General features: G+C 60.5%; 19 protein-coding genes and 1 pseudogene. 5 read left to right on the forward strand and 15 right to left on the reverse strand.

Annotation, left to right across the window (positions count from 1 at the left end; genetic code table 11):
• Positions 1 to 522: 522 nt before the first annotated feature.
• The gene (locus tag ABDJ38_RS08980) at positions 523 to 1,530 is read right to left on the reverse strand and encodes a hypothetical protein (RefSeq protein ID WP_346784770.1); all 1,008 of its coding nucleotides are present in this window, start codon (positions 1,528 to 1,530) and stop codon (positions 523 to 525) included.
• Between the two features lie 449 nt (positions 1,531 to 1,979).
• On the opposite strand from ABDJ38_RS08980, the gene ABDJ38_RS08985 reads away from it, so the two are divergent.
• On the forward strand, positions 1,980 to 3,134 hold the full coding sequence (locus ABDJ38_RS08985) for a DUF3644 domain-containing protein (RefSeq protein WP_346784771.1): 1,155 nt from the start codon (positions 1,980 to 1,982) through the stop codon (positions 3,132 to 3,134).
• A gap of 176 nt (positions 3,135 to 3,310) precedes the next feature.
• On the opposite strand, the gene ABDJ38_RS08990 is transcribed toward ABDJ38_RS08985, so the two are convergent.
• The 13 genes and pseudogenes from ABDJ38_RS08990 to ABDJ38_RS09045 form a co-directional block, all read right to left on the reverse strand.
• Positions 3,311 to 5,041 carry a relaxase/mobilization nuclease domain-containing protein gene (locus ABDJ38_RS08990; protein WP_346784772.1) on the reverse strand — a complete coding sequence of 577 codons (1,731 nt, stop codon included), beginning with the start codon at positions 5,039 to 5,041 and terminating at the stop codon, positions 3,311 to 3,313.
• A 265-nt stretch (positions 5,042 to 5,306) separates the two neighbouring features.
• Positions 5,307 to 5,999 carry a lytic transglycosylase domain-containing protein gene (locus ABDJ38_RS08995; RefSeq protein WP_429771103.1) on the reverse strand — a complete coding sequence of 231 codons (693 nt, stop codon included), beginning with the start codon at positions 5,997 to 5,999 and terminating at the stop codon, positions 5,307 to 5,309.
• Complete coding sequence (locus ABDJ38_RS09000; protein ID WP_346784773.1) at positions 5,996 to 6,553, reverse strand: S26 family signal peptidase; 558 nt, start codon at positions 6,551 to 6,553, stop codon at positions 5,996 to 5,998. Before ABDJ38_RS09000 ends, ABDJ38_RS08995 begins: the two co-directional genes overlap by 4 nt.
• Positions 6,550 to 7,068 carry a DUF2840 domain-containing protein gene (locus ABDJ38_RS09005; protein WP_346784774.1) on the reverse strand — a complete coding sequence of 173 codons (519 nt, stop codon included), beginning with the start codon at positions 7,066 to 7,068 and terminating at the stop codon, positions 6,550 to 6,552. Before ABDJ38_RS09005 ends, ABDJ38_RS09000 begins: the two co-directional genes overlap by 4 nt.
• 237 nt (positions 7,069 to 7,305) lie before the next feature.
• Positions 7,306 to 8,199 carry a replication initiator protein A gene (locus ABDJ38_RS09010; RefSeq protein WP_346784775.1) on the reverse strand — a complete coding sequence of 298 codons (894 nt, stop codon included), beginning with the start codon at positions 8,197 to 8,199 and terminating at the stop codon, positions 7,306 to 7,308.
• Positions 8,200 to 8,204: 5 nt separating this feature from the next.
• Complete coding sequence (locus tag ABDJ38_RS09015) at positions 8,205 to 8,471, reverse strand: helix-turn-helix transcriptional regulator (RefSeq protein WP_346784776.1); 267 nt, start codon at positions 8,469 to 8,471, stop codon at positions 8,205 to 8,207.
• 121 nt (positions 8,472 to 8,592) lie between these two features.
• Complete coding sequence (locus ABDJ38_RS09020; protein ID WP_346784777.1) at positions 8,593 to 9,369, reverse strand: DUF2285 domain-containing protein; 777 nt, start codon at positions 9,367 to 9,369, stop codon at positions 8,593 to 8,595.
• Positions 9,370 to 9,531: 162 nt separating this feature from the next.
• Positions 9,532 to 9,795 carry a DNA -binding domain-containing protein gene (locus ABDJ38_RS09025; RefSeq protein WP_346784778.1) on the reverse strand — a complete coding sequence of 88 codons (264 nt, stop codon included), beginning with the start codon at positions 9,793 to 9,795 and terminating at the stop codon, positions 9,532 to 9,534.
• Between the two features lie 139 nt (positions 9,796 to 9,934).
• The gene (locus tag ABDJ38_RS09030; RefSeq protein WP_119593161.1) at positions 9,935 to 10,186 is read right to left on the reverse strand and encodes a helix-turn-helix domain-containing protein; all 252 of its coding nucleotides are present in this window, start codon (positions 10,184 to 10,186) and stop codon (positions 9,935 to 9,937) included.
• A 244-nt stretch (positions 10,187 to 10,430) separates the two neighbouring features.
• Positions 10,431 to 11,276 (reverse strand): DUF932 domain-containing protein, encoded by an 846-nt coding sequence (locus ABDJ38_RS09035; protein WP_346784779.1) that lies wholly within the window; start codon positions 11,274 to 11,276, stop codon positions 10,431 to 10,433.
• A 258-nt stretch (positions 11,277 to 11,534) separates the two neighbouring features.
• Positions 11,535 to 11,735, reverse strand: a pseudogene (locus ABDJ38_RS16970) (DUF7662 domain-containing protein); the annotation flags it as partial.
• 82 nt (positions 11,736 to 11,817) lie between these two features.
• Positions 11,818 to 12,261, reverse strand: coding sequence for a hypothetical protein (locus ABDJ38_RS09040; protein WP_346784780.1), 444 nt, complete (start codon positions 12,259 to 12,261; stop codon positions 11,818 to 11,820).
• Positions 12,262 to 12,413: 152 nt separating this feature from the next.
• Positions 12,414 to 12,713: a DUF736 domain-containing protein gene (locus ABDJ38_RS09045; protein WP_346784781.1), complete on the reverse strand. Its 300-nt coding sequence runs from the start codon at positions 12,711 to 12,713 to the stop codon at positions 12,414 to 12,416.
• 903 nt (positions 12,714 to 13,616) lie between these two features.
• Here ABDJ38_RS09045 and ABDJ38_RS09050 point away from each other — a divergent pair.
• The 4 genes from ABDJ38_RS09050 to ABDJ38_RS09065 all read left to right on the forward strand — a co-directional run bounded on the left by ABDJ38_RS09050 (position 13,617) and on the right by ABDJ38_RS09065 (position 18,113).
• The gene (locus ABDJ38_RS09050; protein ID WP_346784782.1) at positions 13,617 to 15,017 is read left to right on the forward strand and encodes an FGGY-family carbohydrate kinase; all 1,401 of its coding nucleotides are present in this window, start codon (positions 13,617 to 13,619) and stop codon (positions 15,015 to 15,017) included.
• Positions 15,014 to 16,168: an FMN-dependent L-lactate dehydrogenase LldD gene (lldD, locus tag ABDJ38_RS09055; RefSeq protein ID WP_346784783.1), complete on the forward strand. Its 1,155-nt coding sequence runs from the start codon at positions 15,014 to 15,016 to the stop codon at positions 16,166 to 16,168. Before ABDJ38_RS09050 ends, lldD begins: the two co-directional genes overlap by 4 nt.
• A 2-nt stretch (positions 16,169 to 16,170) precedes the next feature.
• Positions 16,171 to 17,271: an L-rhamnose/proton symporter RhaT gene (gene rhaT / locus ABDJ38_RS09060; protein ID WP_346784784.1), complete on the forward strand. Its 1,101-nt coding sequence runs from the start codon at positions 16,171 to 16,173 to the stop codon at positions 17,269 to 17,271.
• A 65-nt stretch (positions 17,272 to 17,336) separates the two neighbouring features.
• Positions 17,337 to 18,113, forward strand: a complete 777-nt coding sequence (locus ABDJ38_RS09065; protein ID WP_346784785.1) for a DeoR/GlpR family DNA-binding transcription regulator — start codon at positions 17,337 to 17,339, stop codon at positions 18,111 to 18,113.
• Between the two features lie 95 nt (positions 18,114 to 18,208).
• Here the strand turns inward: ABDJ38_RS09065 and ABDJ38_RS09070 are convergent, their stop codons facing one another.
• A complete protein-coding gene (locus ABDJ38_RS09070) occupies positions 18,209 to 20,833 on the reverse strand; it encodes a TonB-dependent receptor (RefSeq protein ID WP_346784786.1) in 2,625 nt (874 codons plus the stop codon).
• Positions 20,834 to 20,878: the final 45 nt, after the last annotated feature.

Here is a 20,878-nt window from a genome sequence, read left to right on the forward strand (position 1 = left end):
TTCGGCCACCTCAAGATCAACCGCGCGATCGCTACACGCTACGACCAGCTCGCCAACAGCTTCCTCGGAATGGTTCATCTCGCGACCGCCAGATATTGGCTCAAATTTGTCCACGCCGCCTAGGAAGGCGCGGATTCAAGCGCTAATCGTGCCCAGCGCAGCGTGGCGAAGAAAGACAGGGAATGGCGTGGGCGCGTATTTCGCTTGGTCGCAGAATGTCGGCTTCGCGCCCCATTCCTGGTCATTCGAGGCCACTTATTTCCGCCCCAAGAACTGCCGACAATCCGTAGCGGTCCCGTTGGCGGGCATGCGAAGTCCGATTGCTTCTCCAATAGGATTGGACAACTTCCTCCCACAGTAGCTCGATGAATTCCATCAAGTTTCTGGTAGCTCGAAAGGCGGAGCCGAAGGCACCTTTCATCAAGACTGTGCGCAGGAACGAACTGAGGACGCCGCTGGCGCATGAAAGGCCGCTTATGGAGCGGGAAATGGTGTGGAGCGAAAGCCGGAGGCTGCGTGAGATCACTCGCCGGATACCGGCATCACAATTTGCGCATAGAGCAATCGATGACCTGTCTCCTCGAAGTCCATGCCCGCCCGCCCGATGACTACATAGGGAGTTCCCAGTTCGATGGGCGACGAACCGACGACGCGATCCAGAACATAAGTCTGGCCGTTCGTTCCATGGAAAACGAGGCCCTCGCGCTGGTTGGCGAATTCTCCAGTAAAAGCTCGACGCGGCTGCCCTTGCACGAAGCTCGCTGTGGGCTCTGCTTCGTCCAGATCTTCTGCTGTGGTCATCTCATCGAATCCGGCACCCGGTGCAAGATCGAATTCACTTTCATCGTTCGGAGGGCGTTGCCAACGTAACACTCTCAGTCCCCTGTCTGCCCAGCCACCTTGGTCACCGCGCGTAGCGAGCAATTCGACTAGAACGGGTTCGTCGATAGGCGGGGATCCCGGAGGGTCAAAGATATCCACCCGACCTCGTTCGCCATCCTCGGCGACGAAAAATAGAACTTGGCCCTCGTAAGCAAACCGACCAAATGCAAGTGTGGGCCGATCGATGCTTGCCAGACCAACATAATTCATACGCACCCCGCCCGATTCATTATCATCTTTCAGGGAGCCACCGCCAAGGAACTTATCGACTTCTGGGATTTGATCCCTCAAAACCTCGATTGACCCCTCACAGGTCATTGCCGAGACTTTGGTAACGCCATTTTCGACCACCATCTCTGCGACGCACTGACCGAGTTCGCTTCCTTCGCTCAGAAGATCATGAACTGCGTGGTCGACAGCCATGTAGATGGTTGCGAGAGCGGCACCGGTAACCAAGAATCGAGTATAGAGACTACCGCGCCCCATCTCGACGATTTCAATTCGTGCGTCGGGCCCGCATTCGCTTCTAACTATTTCCACCACCGCATCGGCGAATTTTAATGCTCGCTCAGCGGGAACGAATTGATTAGTAGAAAGGCGAAATCCGATTTCGTTTGGTTCAAGATTTAGAAGAAGAAGAAGCGGCACAATGAAATCCCCTCAGACGATTTCCTGCCTCAAAGTATCCCCCTGAGGCAAGCTCGGTGATGCTGCGCAATCTGGCCGTGCGCCGGTCTAAAGCGATTTGCGTTCAGGCTGACAGCACCTGAGGGAGACCACCCAGACCGGTCAGACACAGAAATTTTGAGACGTTGGGCTTTTCGAGCGCACATGCGCTAACTGTCCGCCGAACCTTGTGTGGAATCTTCCTCGCCAGCCAAACGAAATCGGATTTCGCCTTCAAGGCCGGACAGTCCGCCAAAGGCCCATATTCTGCCGAATATGACGTTGTTTAGTTACCGACCTCTGCGTTACCTACCGATTTGCCAACCCCATGTGCGTTTTCGATCGACGTGATAACGCCGATCCCTATTGCGATGTCGATGGAGGGCCAGTTGCCAAAGAGGAAGAGAGGGCACCACCTAGAGCGGTGGGAGGTGAGCATTGTCAAAGCGATGCTGGCGACACAGAAATACAACGATCAGGACATTTTGGCTTTCTTCACGCGCCCTACCCGCTCGATTAATCACCGTCTCATCTCCGAAATTCGTTCTGAGAAGAAGCACAAAACTGTGAAGGCGGCATCGACTGACGAGCTGGCGGTCTACCTCGAGACTTGGCCAGATGTAGATGGCGAGACCGGCCTGAGCCTGCGAGGTGACGAATTGTTAGTGAAGGCGCGTGAAGCGATGATCGCAGCAGTGCATAGCTTCAATTCGGCCGGCCTTACGTTCCGTTCCGAGATCTTCATCACTACCGCAATGATTGCTTGGACCTACCTTTGTCACGCCTGGCTGAAGCGCGAGGGCATCGACTTCCGATACAAGAAGAACGGGGAGGTCGCCAAAACCTCGAATTGTGCCGAGAAACTCTGGGAACTCGGCAAATGCATCAGAAACAATAAGCTCCCGCTCGCCACTGGAGCAAAGCTTAATCTCGAGCTGATCCTCGAGATACGGCACGAGATCGAGCATAGGAGCACGAGCCGGATCGACGATGCGCTTGGGCCGCTTCTCCAAGCCTGCTGCATAAACTTCAATAGATCGATCAAAGAGTGGTTCGGCGATCAGTATGGGCTGGAGCAACGACTGCCAATCGCCCTTCAATTTGTCACTTTCGATGCAGCGCAGATTGCTAAAATCAAATCGGCCCCTGCCCTTCCCGCTGTGCTCGAAGCGACGATCGACAGGTTTCATGCGAACATGAACGATGAGGAGCTTCGCGACCCGGCTTTCAGCTATCGTGTCGCATTCGTGCCTAAAGTCGGAGCGAAAGCCAGCAAAGCCGATCAGGCGGTCGAGTTCATCAAGGCCGATTCTGAGGAGGGCAAGCAGCTCAATTCAGTGCTACTGAAGGAAGTCGACAAGAACCGGTTTACACCTTCGCAAGTTGTGGAATTGATGCAAGCGAACGGTTTTCCGAAGTTCAAAATGCAACATCACACAACCCTTTGGCAGGAGCTTGACGCAAAGGCGGAGGAGAAAGGCTTTGGAAAGCAGGGAGACTACGCAAACACTTGGGTTTGGTTCGACAGCTGGGTCGAACGCGTCCGCGCGCACTGCGAAGAGAATTCGGAGAAATATGCTGCTTGAGTCGCCATCGATGTTTGCTCAACGATCCAGCCCAAGAGTCAGCTCGAACCAGCATTCGATCATGGCCAAGTGGAACGATCCTTGGGAAGGCGCTTGTTGAGATCGAAACGCGAATGTCAGCTTCCTCAACTGGTCGCGCAAATCCGGGCGGTCAGCTATCGGCCCAGTTCGCGACGTTATCGCCCTAACCCCCTCCCGCGCCCTAGCGACCAGTCCACGCCGCCGTCGCCACGCATGACGCCAGAGATGTGCTTGCCCATCTGTCGATCGAGCGAGGGGGACCAGGGCACGAGCTGGAAACCCAGCCCATTGTCGATCATGGCGAAGCGACCCGAGGCAAGGTTCAGACGCTGGCGCACCGTGCCCATGACATAATCGCCGGTCTGTGATGGTTTGTGCGGCAGGCCGATTTCCGCCGACAGCTTCTCGGCGGTGGCATCGAGTTCGCGCCGCCGGAGCGTATCGAGCAGGTTGCGCGCAAAGACGATCCGTCGCCCTTGCCGCCGCGCCAGCCCCTCGTCTGCGAGATGCTCCGCGCGGGCTTCCATCGCGTCCTTGACCTCCGTCCCGAACCCGCCGCCGAGATCGCGACCGCCGCCCGCCAGGTTCCGCCGGTCGAGCCAGGTCGCCCCCGGTGCGCGGATCTGCGCTTCAAGGTCGAAGTCCGAGCGCACGGCCAGCGCCATCCGCTGCCGGCCCTTGCGATCCTCGAAGTGCCGTAGTTCGACAATCGCACCGGGCCTGCAATCGCCGGTCGCATCGATGTCGGGAAGCTGGATATGGTGCATGCGTCCGTCGATGCCGTCGACGATCGCATAGGCCCTGCCGGTCAGCTCGTCGTGGAGCCCACGTTCGACCAGCCTGCCCATTACGTTCTGTCCGGGTTCGGATTCGAGTGCATAGCTGGCTGAGCCCCGGTCGATGCCCCGCTCAGTCATGGCGCGGTGCATCCGCTTGATGATATCGCCGCGCGCCTGCAACTCGCGCAGCGCGGTTTCGGCATCGCCGCTCATCGTCCATTGGCCGGGCGCAACCTCGCTGGCGAGGCCGAGCCCTTCAAGTTTGCGCAACCGGCCGATGCGCAGCGCATGATCCGGAGCGGGCCGCGCTCCCCGTTTAGGTGCCGTTTCGATGATGCCGTTGCAGTCACGCTCTCGCGCCAATCGGTAATCCAGATTGGTCCAGCGTTCGGCATCGACCTGCCGTTGCAGTGCTTGGTGGATTTCGAGATCGGTGCGCAGGCCGAGTTCCTGCGTGACGATCTCGCGCGCCTGTGCCCGCATTCCCTCGCGGATATAGTCGCGCGCGATCACGAGATCACGGCCGTACTCGCCAACGCCGCGCACGATGACATGTACATGGGGGTTGTCGGTATTCCAGTGCTCGACCCCGCGCCAGTCGAGACGGGTGCCGAGATCCTTTTCCATCTGCCCCATCAGCTCGCGCGTGAAAGTCTTGAGGTCGCGCATTTGCCCGGCGTCTTCGGGCGAGACGATAAAGCGGAAATGGTGCCGGTCATCTTCGCAGCGCGCGGCAAACTCGCCGCGGTCGAATTCGTCGCCCTCGGTCCCGAATAGCATGCCACGCTCGCCATCGCGGGTGACGCCATCGCGTTGCAGGTAATCGAGATGTGCACCAAGCGACGAGCGGCTCCCGTGCCGGACCACGCGCGCCTTGATCACGACATTGCGAGCCCGGCCACCGAGACGATGGGCGGCGCGAATGCTCGCCACACGCCCGCGTCCGAAGGTCGAAAACCCCACACCTGAAGATCGTGCGCGTCCCGCGCCAAGGCCGCCGGCTCGTTGGGCGGCGGCAAGAGCCTGCGCGATAGCGGGTCGTGCACGCTGTCCGCCCCGCGTGCGGATGCGGCCTGGCCGGACACGGAAATCGCTGTCGTCGGTCATGTTCGGGCCTGCGATGTGCGGCAAGCCCGCACAAACGGCGGAAAGCGGCACAAGCTACACATCGCGCCATCGGGCGCGCACCTCGCGGCGGAACGCCGCAAAGCCTTGTAAAACAAGGCCACGACCGGCTGCAGATGGCTCGGTACATCGCGGCTTTTATCTTGCCATCGATTTTTCTTCGTGAGTTGAGGGAACTCATCACTTCTCTGCTGCACTCCAGCGGGGCGGAGAGCACGCCATTGGGCCCTGCAGGTGTCAACAACCGTCATTGCGCTGAAAGCGACACGAAAAGACCGTTTCCCGACGGCTCGACGGCAACGGCTGACGCGGTCGACGAAACATCCGAAGGATAGTCAGTCACCGCATCCTGCGTATTCGGAATGCCATCCGCCCGTGTGGGAAACAGTGCCGCCCGGCGCCATGCCAATGGATCGGGCGGCGTCGAGGCAACAAGATTCGCGTCATTGGAATTGCCCGTGATCGCCGTCAGCTTTGAGAGATAGGCGCGCGTCTCGCGAGGCAGCGGTCGACCGCCAAAAAGGTATTCCTCATATCGACCCGGTCCCGCATTGTAGGCGGCGAGCATGGCAGCGGCGTTGCCGTAGCGGTCGTGCATCTCGCGCAGATAGGCTGCGCCCGCCATGATGTTGTCGCGCGGATCGAACGGGTCCGATCCGAGATGATAGCGCGCGCTCAGATCGACCCAGGTCGCGGGCATGATCTGCATCAGGCCCATGGCCCCAGCGGATGAGACAGCGCGACTGTTACCGTTGCTTTCAATGCGCATGACTGCCCATATCCAGTCTTGGGGCATGCCGAACCGCCGCGCTGCATCGGCCACATGCGCTGCATAAGGATGGACTGCGGCAATGCCGGGCGCAGGTTGCGCAGCGGCCGGCGACGAGCCTGCCATCTGCACGGCGAATACCAGGGCAATTGCAAGGCACCCGCATCTCATGGCGCAATTCCCCGCCAGACGAGCGGACCATTCGCCGTGTCGCGGGTGAGCATCGGCATCGCGCGGCCCAACAGTGTCGCGGCCGGAAGCGGTCCGAAATAGCGGCCGTCCAGGCTGTCGAGCACGGACGAGTTCATGAACAGAAATTCGCCCGACTGAAGTTTTCGGCACCCCTGCCAGACGGGCAGCGGGCGGCCCCGGCTATCGCGATCCAGCGCAACGGCAACGGGCTGACGATTGACACTGACCATGTTGCCGATGCGGCAAACACGCTGCCCCGCTTTCGCCGCGACATGTTTCAGAAGCGGCACGCCTTCCGGGAGATAGCCCCGCTCGGCCATCCAGCGCGCCCATGGCCGCGGCGGGGTAACGGCTACCAGTGTACCGGTCGGCGGATCGTCGTCGACATGTAACCGGTAAAGGCCGATCGGCACGCTCGCGCTGGCGTTCCAGATGACGCGCGGGTGCGGATCAGCAAGTGCCACCGCGACGAACAGAACGACAAACACCTGCACGGCAACGGCCGTGGCGATGACATAGCCGAAGCGGGTCATCCCTCGATCTCCCGGCGCTTGAGCCAGGCAAGGTGGCGTTCCATCGTATAGGGTCGTGGGCTCTGTCCGGCGGCGATACGGTTGTGAACATGGCGCCAGTGGTCTGGTGCGGCTTCGCAAGGATCGACACCGGCAGCCTCCACGCTGTCGATCGCTGACAACACTTCATTGACCTTCGGCCAGCCCTCGATGTGCAGCAGAATTTCACCGCCGGGCCGCACGAACGGCAAGGTCGTGTATGCTTCGCCGGGCGCGACTGCGCGCAGCACATCTATGCGCGAACTGATCGTACCATAGTCGTTCGCCATCCAGCGCACGAAGGCGAAGATCGCGCCGGCCCGGAAGCTGACGACGCGAGTCTTGCGCGTGACGATGCGATCCTGCGCGATCCGACCGAAGCGTATCCAGTGCTCGAACTTCTTCTCGATCCAGGTCAGCTCGACTTCGGTCAGCTGCTTGCGTGTCGAGCCCAATGCGCAGCCTCCGCGCGCACCGCTGGGTGCGTCGTTATTCATTGCCGATCTCCTGTGAGCTGCTGTCGAGCAGATGCCTTGCCGACGAAGCGGCGCACGATCTGTCCACAGCAGCGAGTTGCGTTAGCAAGAATCTGAAGGATTCGATTCTATTAGCACTGTTAGAGGGGGCGCAATTCCGCGAGGATTTCTGCGGGCTCGCGGGCCACTCCTGTTCCCGATAGTCCGAGGATCGCGTTCCTGATCGTCCGAGTGCGGGTGTTCCCGATAGTCCGAACCTCATGACCGGTTATCCACAGGCTCAATGCCCATTCGGCGCATGGCGGTGTCGAGCGGATGTTCCGGGATCGGAGCGAAGCTCAGCCGCCCCCGGCCAAGTGCGTGTTCAAGCCTGAGGGCGTAACCGGGCAGCGGCTGGCGAGCGACGATCCCGCGCAGTTCGAAAGCGAAGCGACGGAGCGGCGAAAGCACGCCGGACTTCTTGTGGAGGTGCGGAATGTCGAAGCTCCACCCACCTTCCTGCCTCCCGCCATGCTTGCGCACGATGCGGTAGAGCCAGCGTTCCAACCCGCCGGTCAGATCGAAATAGGCCCGGTCGATTGTCAGCACGAGCGCGCGGTCGAGCACACCAGCATAGAACCAGTCGGGCAGGATCAGCTCGATCCCAAGCGCACGGCCCTGGCCGTCCGCGAGTTCACGCCATTCGTTGATCCACGAGAAGCGATGACGTCGGCGCTGATGTTCCTGCCGGATCGAGGTGGCGACGGTGGTGGATTGCAACCGGTCGAGCGCGGCTTTGAGCCGCTCATAGCTTGCCTTGCCTGTGCCGCGCCGGGTAAACGCCAGTATCTCGTGCGGTGTCGTCACCATGAGGCGCGAAGTGGGCCGGCCGGCATCGCGTGCCTCGATGAGCTGGCTCGCTGCCCAGATCAGCACGTCGGCATCCCAAATCGTCGCCATGCCATGTTCGGGCACGGCCTCGACCGATATTCTGGTCTTGCCCATATTGAAATCGATCGGCGCTATGCGCCTGCTCTTGGCGAGGCTGAAAAACGGCCAGGCCATCAGATCCTGCGCATCGCGCGGCGCGAGATCGCCGGGGACCGAACGAAACAGTTCAAGCTGCGTCCGTTCGGTGTCCGGGCCGCCGGAAGGAGAGTGTGCAGCGCGCATAGGGCTCAGCGACGCACACAGTCGGTGGGCAGGCGCTTCGCGGGGTGGACGGTGCCCTTCCCAGGATCGGAGGTCGAACGGCGTGTGCCGAGCGCTGCCCAAGCCTCGAGGTCTTCGATGGCATAGACGATACGGCCGCCAAGCTTGCGGAAGACCGGGCCGGTGCCATAGCAGCGATGCTTTTCCAGTGTCCGGGCTGACAGGCCGAGATGGACCGCCGCGTCGGGTGTCTTGAGATAGCGTGGCGTGGTGGCGGCTGCCGGTTCGCTCATGATGATCCTCCTTGTGATGGCCGGCCCCGAAAAGCGGGACCGGCGGACAGGAGGCGATGATGGCGAAGGGGATGCGTAGCGGAGAAGAGACAGAAGTACGGGGGCGGGAAATGTCCCCCTTTCAGCCCCCGCGCAGCAGACGAATATAGCCACCGTCGCGCAGTTCGACGGCGTCCTTTATCCAGCGCGAAATGCGCTTGCGCTCGCGGCTATCGTTCCAGTCGGCAGCGCTGTAATCGCGCACATCGCGATCGATTAGCGCCGCCGCGAGTTCTCGGCGGGTGGCACCGGCATGATGCCCGTCGAGCACCTGCAACAAGGTCAGCAGATGATGCCGCCGGAACTGTGTTGGCCGTAGCGGCGGTGGTCCGGCCGCCATGCCGAGCAGGCGGCGGCAGAAGCGCTCGGCGGATGCGAGGCGAACGAGTGGGTCGGGCCCGAACGGCAGCATCATGGCCAGCGGACGGCCGAACGAACCAGCGACCCAGAGGTGCTCATCGCCATCCTTGTCGGCGAGAATGAAATGCCGGAACTCGCCGATGGTAATACAGGCGCGAACCTCGCCGAGCGACTTCGGGTCAAGCCGCTTGGCGGCAATCCCCGAGAGCGCCGGAGCCAGAACTATATCAGTCGGCGAAAGATCGGGCCGCGCGACCGTCAGCTTCGGATCGAAAGCGGCGGACGGGTCCGTATGGAAGCTGATACCCCACCGCCGTACCAGAGCGGCGGTGGCGTCGTCGGCTTTGACCGCTCCTCGCTTCACCCGGTCGATGGCGCGACGATATTCGGTACGATAGTTGGCGTTGCGACTGAGATAGCCCACCGCAATGTCCGAATATTGCAACGCCTCGTCCCTGGCTTCGTCCGGGGGCGTGCGCCAGTCCCTCTCAGGCGGCATCGAACCTCTCCCAAGCGTGGCTCTCTTTTGGAGCGCCGCGGAAGATGTTCTCAGCCGAGCAACTGTGCAGAAGCCCTGTCGAGCGCGCGGGCACATAGCCGTTTCAAGTCAGCGGTCTGGCTATGTTGGCTGCCAGTTTGGCTCCGCAGTCCCATCCCGGTCTCAGGATTCGGGAGGGCGCAGATAATGGCGATAGCCGGTTTCGGTCATCCAGCGCGCACGCGCGAGATGGGAGTCATGCACCAAGCGCGCGCGCTCGGGTTCGGCCTCAGGGTCGATCCCGAATATGATCGCGGCGGCCTCGCGCCAATCGGCATTTTCCGCCGCGGCATCGAGCAGCCGCCAATAGGTGAGGTGATGGCGTTCGTCATAGTCGGTGACATGCGCCGCATCGGGCGCGCTGTCTTCGAAAGCGGGTATCGTCATCGCTTCGCTCCGCATTCAGCCATGTGTCCTGGCGCGTGGCGTCTCGGGGCACATACACCATTACGAAGCGGAGCAATTGTCCCGCGCTTGCTATAGCGGTCGGAGAAAATACGGATAAAAGCTGGCGCCTTGCATGGCGCTATTCGTTCGGTTCGCTCTGGGCTTCGCTTACGAGGAGCACGCCTTGTCCCCTGTCCGAATCGAGAAAAACGATTCCTGCGCTTTCCAGCGCCTTGACTACCTGATGGCGAGTGTCGTCACGTACGGACAGGTTGTTCTCAGATTCCAAGCGCTTGAGCGCGGTCAGCGCAACAAGGGCCTTGTCAGCAAGCATCTCCTGTGTCCAACCCAGAAGCGCACGAGCGGCCCGCACCTGGCGGGAAGTGATCATGCACGATCACCTCCACAACCTGCGCGTTGTTCGCCATACAAACGACTGTTATAGTCGCTTTCGGCGAACGGGAATGGTTAAATCGCGAGCTGGGCCGTGGCCCGGTGAGTACATATATTCGTCCGGCCGCGCGGACCTATGGGGATGCGCGGCCGGATCGCCGCAGTTCCTGCGATGCGTCAAACCGCATCTGTGCAAATTCGGAAAGCCGTGGAGCCGGTTCTCCGGCTCCACGGCATTGCGGTCAACCCGCCTTGATGCGCTGCATGCCTTCGGCCAGCGTCCACAGCGCGCGGTTGAGGGTCACGTTCTGGTCGATACCGTTGATGGCGCGGGTGGTGCTGCGGCGGATACGGCCTTGCGCATTGCGCTTGCGACCTGACAGACCGCCGCGAACGACATTTTCTTGAATGACGTTGAAGGTCGTCCAGAGGCTGCGGCTCCTGTCCTCGCGGCGACGCGGTTCGAGGATCTGTTCGGGCCGCAGCGGGCTTTCGTCCTCGCCATAGCGTGCGACAAGGCTGGCTTCGGCAAGTACGCGCTGCTCATCTTCGCCAAGCTGGATCTCCTTCATGCTTTCGCTGGCATCGATCAGCCGGGGGAAGTCCTCAGCCACGGTGTAAACGCCCTCGATAATGTCGTGCTGGATATTGCCCTTGTGGGGAACGCGCACTTCCTCGAACCGCTCGCCCGCAATCATGGAGTTGGTACAGACGAAACGCAGCATCCCGGCGAACATCTGATAGGCGCTCGTCCCGTCATGGCTGTTCACGATAATGACCTCGGCGGCCTCGGGTTTGCCGATACCTTCATCCCGGCGCAGGCGCAGCATGTGCTTGGCATGGCCATGGCGGCTACCGTCGCGCGGCACCGACTGCACGGCGAAGAACGGGAACCATCCCTCCTGGCGCAGCCCCTCCACGATGTCGATGGTCGGGACATAGACATAGCGCTGCGAACGGCTGTCGTGCGCCTCTTGCGCGAAGATGGACGGGGCGTGGCGATAGAGCGCCTCGTTATCGAGCGGCTCGCGCCCGCCGATCTGATGGGCATTGCGACCGAACCGGGTGGCGAGGTGATGGATGCTCATGTGCTTTTCCTTCCTTGGCTTGGGTTTCCGCGCAGCGGGAAGCGCCGCGCGGAAACCCTGCCCGTCGGCGAGGCTGGGGTAGCAACGGACAAGGGCGGCCGGGCCGGAGGGGGATCACCCGGCCTGCACGCAATGAAAATGGAGGAAGGCCGGGGACCCCGGCCCGGACGGCGCAGCTTCCCTTGTCCGGCGCGAGGGCAACGCCCTTAGATCCAAGGCGCGGCGTTAGCCGCGCCGACAGAGATCATCCCACGCTGGTCAGAGCGTGGGCCGTTTCTTGAAATAGACTTTTTCGGCCTTCGGTTCGGCGATCACCTCGAACCCGGCATCGAGCCAGGCACGACGAGGCGGCGGATGGGCATCGGCGCAACCGTTCGCGCACCACCATTCTGGCTCGGGCGCTCCGCGTGGCAGCAGTCCGCCGATAATGTCCTCGATATGCGCGAAGCGCAGTTCGACGCCTTCTGCGTCGTTGCGCCACCGTCAGCGTCTCAGGAGAGTGCCCAGTGCATCATATTTACCCATCCCGCCGTATCCGCCCTCAGTGCATAACGGGCGGGACGGATTGCGTGGGCATCACGCGGCCAGAAACATCGCCAGTGGTATGGGCAAAAGCGAGGCCCATCATGATTCGTGTCGAGCAGATGGCGCAATCGAGGGCCGAAGCCGCGCTTTCGGCGCAGTCGATACAGGCGCGGCGCGGCTTCGATCCGTCGATAAGGCCTAGCAGCAGATGCTCATCGCCCGACAGCGCCGCGGCTTCGCCAACAGCGACCGGACGCCCGAGCGCATCTTCGCACAGGCGCATCAGGCTATCGAACACGGGGGCAAGCATATCGCAATTATGGGAAGCGAGAATCTTGTAGAGACAAGGCTGGACAGACTGACCAGTATCTCGCGCATTGCGCCAGCACCGTGCCGCCTCGACCAGCAATGACCGATGCGCAGCATCGTCGAGGCTTGGCGGAGGGAAGTGGCGGGTCATCGATTTGTCCTTTCTGCGCTATTCCCTCACGCCGCTTATTGCGATTCACTCGCAAGTGTTAGCTGGCGATGGCGATGACCGCAAGACGAAAGCCGGTCGATCCATCCGATGGTGGATTCGCCCCGCCCGAACGGGCGGGGCGCTCGTGGCCGTTAGCGCGACCAGATGAGGGCGTATTCGCCGGCGGTGTCGGTCTCCGATAGCGTGGCATAGACCGGGGCCGGGAAGCTCGGATCGTCCAGCTTGACCGAGATGTAGTTGCGGCCTTCGCGACTGGTCTTCTTCCAGGCAGCCCCGATGTCGAGATCGCCGGTGCTGACGCGGAAGTCGGGGGACTTCTCGCCGTCCTTGTCGACGGGACGGACAATTGCCTGGGTGTTGAGGGTGAGCGTCTGAATGGTGCCGCCCAGTTCGCCGTTGTCGTTGGCGGTGAAGGTGCCGATGTTAGCCATGTTGCAGTTCCTTTCGTGTTGCTCGGACCGCGCCCATCGCGGCCTCGATGGCGGTTCAAGGGACCGGAGCGATCGGCGGCGCATCCCAAAGGGACCGCAGCGAAGCGGAGGATCGCGGGAAGCCGCTTTTTTCGTTTCGCGATGCAAAGCCGTCAGGCGGCGGAAAAAAGCGGCACGGCCGTCATTGCGGCATAGCTGATCGAGCGAGGCTGTCTCCGGTCAGACCAGCCATGAGAGAGGCCGTGTGGGGCTGGCGGCACCCGAGAGGATCGATGGTGCATTGTCGGCTTCGCGCCCTACTGGCGTTTATAGTGGATCGCTCGACGCTGACCTGAAAGCGAACGTGCTTATCAATAGGTCTCAACAGCCGCAGTTGGGACTTTCCTGCCTTTCCGAGGTAAAGTGTCGAATGGCTGGTCCCGCCAAGAGCTGACATCCGGCATTTCGCCAACTGGCTATCAAAGAGTGACAGTGGCTGGACCGTCTCCGAGTTGTCCGGTTTGAGTTGACAAAAAGGCGACAGTTGCAATCGGAAAAGCGCCAGACCGTAGCTGTTTGCAACGTCGAAGCATTCATTCGAGGGGCAGGTAATTAGCGCTAACCGCCGTATTTCCGCTGATAGATGGGACGCAAGTCGGTGGCTCAGAAAACTGCGGCGCGTCGAGCGGATTATCCAGAATCGGCTCATGAACTAGCAGAGCGCCGAGAGGCGTACAGCACACTCCTTGCGCGAGGCTAATTTGGCTGACTACCAGCCGAGGAAAGCCTGGCAGACGCCTCGCACTCTTTTATCTTTGCAAGCCAGACGTGGGCGAACTTGCAAATCCAATCATTTTCGATATTAAATGATCACTATCACTGAAGGGCAGGACCACTATATGAGTCGGCCATGGAGAGGAATTTGTGGCTGAAGGCTATGCCGTCTGCATCGACGTGGGCAAAACACTCAGCAAGGTAACCCTGTGGTCTCGCCAAGGAAGCCTATTGGATCGACAGGTTCGCCCCAACCGCGCTGCCAGCATTGACAGCCTAATTCGTCTGGATGCGTCCGGCATTGAGGCGTGGCTGATGGATGTCCTGACCAGCTACGCGCCGCACCCGGTAGAATTTATCGTTCCAGTTGCGCATGGAGCAGCGGCCGCAGTCATTGAAGATGACGCACTCGCCTTTCCGCCGATCGATTACGAACAGGCACTGCCGGAGGACGTGTGCGCAGCCTATCAGGCGGAACGCCCCGCTTTTGCCGAAACCGGCTCCCCGAGCCTCCCAAATGGCCTGAACCTGGGAGCTCAGCTCAGTTGGCTCCAGAGCCTCTATCCGCAGGCTATGGAGAGCGGAACCATTGTCCCTTGGCCGCAATACTGGGCCTGGTTTCTCTCCGGCCGCTGCGTCAGCGAAGTTACCAGCCTAGGCTGTCATTCGGATCTCTGGTCACCTCTGCCTGGCCATTTTTCTTCGATGGCACGCCTGAAAGGCTGGGATCAGCGCTTCGCTCAATTGGTGGAGGCTTGCGAAGTTGTCGGTCAACTTCGTGCGGACATAGCCGCCAAGACAGGTCTGCCAAACACAACAAAGATCCTAGCCGGGCTGCATGACTCAAATGCGGCCTTGATGGCCGCCCGCGGATTTCCGCAAGTCTCCGGAAAGGAAGCGACTGTACTGTCAACCGGGACATGGTTCATTGCCATGCGCATGGCGCGAGAGCGCATCGAGATGGAGCGGCTTCCGGAAGCAAGAGACTGCCTTATCAATGTCGATGCCTACTCGGCCCCCGTCCCCTCGGCGCGGTTCATGGGCGGCCGCGAGATCAAGACGCTCATCGGCGAATCTCCCGGACGCATCGACGATAAGGCTATCCAATCAGCGCTTATTGCGGCCGTTCCACAAGTTCTTGATGAGCAAGCGATGGTGCTTCCCACACTTGCCCCCGGCTGCGGCCCTTTCCCGCAAGGACAAAGCGAGTGGCTTAACCCTCCCTCAGAACAAAACGCCCGGCTCGCAGCGATCTGTCTCTATGCTGCTCTGGTAACTACTACTTCCCTGCGACTGATCGGATCGATCGATTGCTTGCTCGTCGAGGGGCGGTTTGCCGACTCAGAAGTTTTTGTTCGTGCGCTCGCCTCATTGCGACCCGATCTTCAGATCTTTGTCGCCGATGGCGAAACCGACGTCTCATTCGGGGCCCTTCGCTTGATCGACCCAGAACTGGTGCCGGCGGCTGCGCTGCAGCCTGTCGAGCCGCTGGATCATGATCTCTCGGCCTATGCCGAGAAATGGCACAGTCATGTCGAGGCGTTCACATGATTGCCGCTTCAGTCTCGGATTACCGCGAACTTGCGAGGCGCCGTCTGCCGCCGTTCTTGTTCGAGTATATTGACGGCGGATCTTTTGCAGAAGTCACGCTGCAGCGGAACATCGCAGATCTGGAAGCTGTCACCTTACGCCAGCGGGTTCTGTGTGACGTTTCCTCCCTCGATCTTTCAACCGAACTCTTCGGACAGCACCTTGCCCTTCCGGTCGCGTTGGCGCCGATCGGACTGGCCGGCATGAACGCCCGTCGCGGTGAATGCCAAGCGGTCAGGTCCGCCGAGAAGGCGGGAATCCCCTTCACCCTTTCCACCGTTTCAGCTTGTTCACTTGAGGAGGTAGCAGGTGCTGCCACGCGCCCTTTCTGGTTCCAGCTGTACGTTATTCGCGACCGCGCCTTCATGCGGGACATGATGGAACGCGCACGAGGGGCCGGTTGCAATACCCTCGTTTTCACGGTGGACATGCCCGTGCCCGGCACCCGCTATCGCGATTACCACTCCGGTCTTGCCGGCAGCCCGGGCCTGCGGGGTGCCATCAGGCGTGCATTGCAGGGGGCGATGCATCCCGGTTGGGCATGGGACGTTGGCGTGTGCGGCCGTCCCCATTCGCTGGGCAATGTCGCGCCCGTCCTCAGAGGCAAGTCGGGGATCGAGGACTTCTTCGCCTGGATGCGCGACAATTTCGACCCGTCCATCTCGTGGAGCGACCTCGCCTTCATCCGATCCGAATGGGACGGTCCGCTAATCATCAAAGGCATCCTGGATCCGGACGATGCCCGCGAAGCTGTCAAGCTGGGTGCAGACGGGATCGTCGTTTCAAACCATGGCGGCAGGCAGCTCGATGGCGCGCCATCCACCGCGCGCTCGCTTCCCGCCATTGCCGATGCGGTTGGCAACGATCTGACCGTTCTTGCCGATGGCGGCATTCGCTCCGGGCTCGATGTGGTCCGGATGCTCGCTCTCGGCGCGCAGGGCGTTCTGCTAGGACGCGCCTGGGTCCATGCGTTGGGAGCGCGAGGCGAGGCGGGAATAGATCATGTATTGCAGCTTATCGCCGCCGAGATGCGGGTGGCGATGGCACTGTGCGGAGCGCGCAATATCGCGCAGCTCGACCGCGGAATAATAATGGATCTGGAGAGAGTTTGATCATGGGCGCGAACCCGCTGCTGGGCGTATTTTTCCACTGGATCGGCGGCCTTGCGGCAGCAAGCTTCTACGTCCCCTACAAACGCATACGCATGTGGTCGTGGGAGATCTTCTGGCTCGTCGGCGGCGTCATGTCCTGGCTGATCGCGCCATGGCTGTTTGCTGCGCTCAACACGGAAGACCTGTTCGGTGTGCTTGCCGCAACGCCGGGTGACACTCTATTCTGGTGCTATTTCTGGGGCGCGATGTGGGGCTTCGGAGGCCTGACGTTCGGGCTCACTCTGCGATATCTCGGCATTTCTCTGGGAATGGCGGTTGCGCTTGGCCTCACCACTGTAATCGGCACGCTTGGCCCTCCAATATACGAGGGGACGCTGGGTGAGACCGCCTCGACGACGAGTGGGCAGCTCACTTTGGCGGGCATCGTCATGACCCTGCTGGGCATAGCCGTAGTGGCAAGGGCAGGATCGGCGAAGGAACGCGATGTGGGCAGCGCGCAGCAGATCGGCGTGGAGGAATTCAATCTCAAACGGGGCCTCCTGATCGCGGTCTTTTCGGGCGTGATGTCAGGTTGCATGGCCTGGGGGCTGAATGCGGGCGAGCCTATTCGCGAGCTCACTCTCGCGGCCGGCACCGACGAGCTCACGCAAGGCCTGCCAGTGTTATGTGTGGTGCTGATGGGTGGATTCACCACAAATGCGATCTGGTGCGCCGTTCTGATCCGCAAGAACCGGTCGTTCGGACAGCTCATCGGGCGCAATGCGGCACCGCTCGCTCCCGGTATCGATGCACCGGAGACAGACCGAATGCCAATTGCCCTGAACTACTTGCTGGCATGCACAGGCGGCGCGATCTGGTACTTTCAGTTCTTCTTCTACACGATGGGCGAAAGTCAGATGGGCAAGTATGGCTTTTCCTCGTGGACGCTGCACATGGCCAGCATCATCCTGTTCTCGACGCTGTGGGGATTTGCGCTCAAGGAGTGGAAACAGGCAAGCGGCAAAACCCGCGCGACCGTTTGGCTCGGTATCGCATTGCTTGTCGGATCGACCGTTGTCATCGGGCTGGGCAATATGCTTGACGGTAGCCTCGCCTCGCATTGAGGCATGGATTTTCAAACGCCTGATCGGCTAGATGGGGCCATAAACACAATGAGGCCTCCTCCACGATGCATGTCGCCGAACGTGAAAAGCTGATCATCGCTGCTCTCCAAGGCACAGGGTTTGTCAGCTATCGCGATCTGGAAGCCCGCATAGAGGCTTCTCCCGCGACGATCAGACGGGATCTCGCGAGGCTTGATGCGCGCGGCGAGATTGTTCGCGTGCGCGGCGGCGCAAAAATACCCGAAGACGAACACATGGGAGAACCATCGCATCTCACTGGCACTCCCTTCGCCGATGCCCTCACGCTCAACACTTCGGCGAAGGCGACGATCGGGGAGGCTGCCGCTAAGCTATGCCGGCCTAGAGATGGCCTCATGATCGACGGCGGCACCACCACGTTTCAGATGTGCCCGTTTCTGGACGGCTTGCAGCTGCAGGTCCTGACGAACTCCCTGCCTATTGTGGAAGCATTGCTGAAGCAGGACGGTACACGCGTCCTGGTGCCTTCCGGTACGGTCTTTCGCGAGCAGAACATCATTCTGGCTCCCGCCGGGGAAGAGAGCATGCCGCGTTTCCATGCACCACGTCTGTTCATGGGGGCCGGCGCGATCGGGCTGCATGGAATCATGCAGGCCGACGCCATTCACGTTGCCTCACAACGTCGTTTTCTCGAAAGAGCCGAAGAAGTGATAGTGCTTGCCGACAGCAGCAAGTTCGTCAAATCCTCAGGAACGATCGTGTGCGGCCTCGACAATGTCGATGTGATCCTCACCGATAGCGGGATCGATGACGACATGGCAGCAGCCGTGCGCGCTGCCGGGGTCGACCTCCAGATCGTCTGAACAAACCCTGCATAGAAAACCGATCGGAAGCATGGCGGGGTAATGTCCATGCTTCCGACCGGTTCGGGTATTCGAAAACGCTTGCCGCGCTTCGCCTACATCTTGAAGCTCGCGGTCAGGAAGAACGCACGCGGTTCGCTCAGGATCACGTTGAACGGCTGATCCGGATCGGCTGCGACAGCTTCAGGCGTCAGGTTCTGGCGATCGAGCGCGCCGAGCAGCGTTCCCGCGGGAGCGAAGCTGGAAACACCTGCCGAGTTGAACAGGTTGTTGATGTTCGCACCGAGCGTGAAGTTCTCGGATACATTGAAGTTCGTACCAATATCGACCGTATGATAACCGGGGAAATAGAACGCATTGTACCGGTTGGCAGCGCGCTCCCCGAGGTACCGCCAGGTAGCGAAGGCGGTGAAGCGCTCTCCCGGAGAGTAGCGAAGCGTGCTGGACGTCATGATACGGGGCGTGTTGTCCGCATCGCCATCGGGGACGGTCGTGATCGTGTCGTCGCTCTCGCCAGGCGCGTTGAACACATAGACCGCGAAGCCCTTGGATTGGGCATCCTGCAGAGTAATTGCGGAATACAGGTTCAAATCCCGGGTGATATCCCAGTCCGCCTCCAATTCGATACCCACCGTTTCCGTGGTTGAGAATAAGACAGGAGGCACATAGGTCGAGCCGTCTGCCCGCGTTCCGATTTGCTGCGTGCCGACATTGCTCAGCTTGCTGAAGAAGGGAATGGCAGAGAGACGCAGGTCAGCCAGATTGAGGCGCAGGCCCGCTTCCAGCTGTTGGATCTTCTGCGGCATCGGAACCAGATTGTTCAGTTCATCGAGCGTGTCGTAAGTCGTGAAGAAACCGAAATCTGGCGCCTTCTTGCCCTGTGAATAGCGAACATAAACCGAGGCATCCGGAGACACTTCGTAAGTCACAGCCCCAGAGAAGGAGACATAGTCGAGATCGAAATCATAGTTGAAAGGTGTGTTGTAGGTAACGGCGAAGTTGTCGAACAAGGTATCGGGATCGCCATCAAGGCCACCATACTGGGGATCACTGGACTGCGGGTTGGCTACCTGAACATCGTTCGAACCCGAATAGGCAATCCGTTCATAACGAACCGCTCCTTCGAGTATCAGTTCCGGCGTCAGCTCGTAGCTGGCGCCACCGAACAGCGAAAACTGTGTCTGCTCGCCGCGGAATGGTGTGCCGGCGATGCGCTGCCCAATGCCGGTGAATCCGGCCGGGCTGGTCACCTGCTTGATATCGCCGCCCGGAGTCTCAAGAGTGATATCGAGCATCTGCGGCTGATCCTCGAGCGTCGCGAGCCCGATCCCAGCTCCGCCGCCATACTGCTCCACATCGGCATGCGCGAAGTAGCCACCCACTGTCAGGCTTCCTCGGTCGAACTCCTTGCTGACAGTCAGCTGATCCATAATTTCGGTGGTTTCCGGGTGGAAGTTAAATGCCACTTGGGTCAGCACACGATTTTCGAGCCCCTGCTGATTGGGCAGGTTGTTGGCAGTTACGGTGCGTGTAGCGCCGCTCTTGACCATCTCGGCAAGCAAATTGCCCGTGCGGGGATCGCGGTAAGAGTAGGTCCCATCGAGGCCAGCGTTGATAAAGATGTTGGTCAGGAAGTCGGTCAGCTGGACCGGGAAGACCAGCGCGGAGCTGTTCCAATCCGATGTGTTATTCGCAAACCGCGCATTGTTGCGGATTGTCCAGCCGTCACCGAACCGCTGCTCCCAATCCAGGTTGAGCGCGAGCGACTTCGAGTGAGCAGCCTGACGACCGTTCCACTCCTGCACCGGCGCTCCAAGGTTGGTCACGAATTCGTGAGGCGCTGCGGGAACGAGGAAGGAATCATACCTGTCGAAACCCTCGATAAGCTGGGGGTCGTCGAAATTGCGGGCAGGAAGAAACTCGTTCCACGTATTGTGGTCATCAAGGTACTTGGCCGTCGCCTTGAGCGAACCGCTACCGTAATCCCAGACGAGATTACCCTTGATCTGCCCGCCGCGATTGGCGGGATAACCCGGATCTGCCCTACCTCTGTTCTGCCGGTAGAAGCCGGAAAGCGAATAGAACAGGTCGCTGTCACCAATCTGTCCGCCGACATAGGCGTCAGCGCGGTAATAGGGGTTGCGCCCGTCTCCTTCGAGACCGACCCGTGCGCGCACTTCGACGCCGGGGTGCGTCTCGCCGTTCTTGGAGATGTAGTTAAAAATCCCGCCCGGGGCGTTCGGACCTGTGACCACGGCAGTTCCGCCACGCAGCGCTTCCACCGAGGCCAAGCTGATGTCGGAGCGATAGAAGAAATCAGGGCCGAAATTGTTGAAGGTGACATTCGAGACGGGCATCCCGTCCTCTTGCAGGGAGACATAATAGTACCCTGCCGCCGCGTCGGTGGAATTGGCGGAGATCCCGCGCGAATATACGACGTTTCGGACCTCGCCAAGCGACGAGTTCACATAAACGCCAGGCACATTCTTGAGGATATCGGCCGCACTCATCGGCACCGCTGCCTCGATAACCGAGTCGTCGATAGACGTTACGGCGACGGAGTCCGGCGACTGCGGCGTAAGAACGCCGGTAACGACGATGACGTCATTGTTTTCCCCGGTTGCGTCAGACGACTGTGCGGTCGCGGCGGTCGCCGGAAGGAGCAGCGCCGCTAGCGCGACACCTGCGAATAGATTGCGGCTGTGCTGACCTGAACTCATTCATACTCTCCCTGTGTGCTCCTCGCTGGCAGCAACTTCTTGCTT

Origin of the sequence: Aurantiacibacter flavus (genome assembly GCF_039710615.1) — a bacterium.
In the GTDB taxonomy this organism is placed as follows: Bacteria; Pseudomonadota; Alphaproteobacteria; order Sphingomonadales; family Sphingomonadaceae; genus Alteraurantiacibacter; species Alteraurantiacibacter flavus.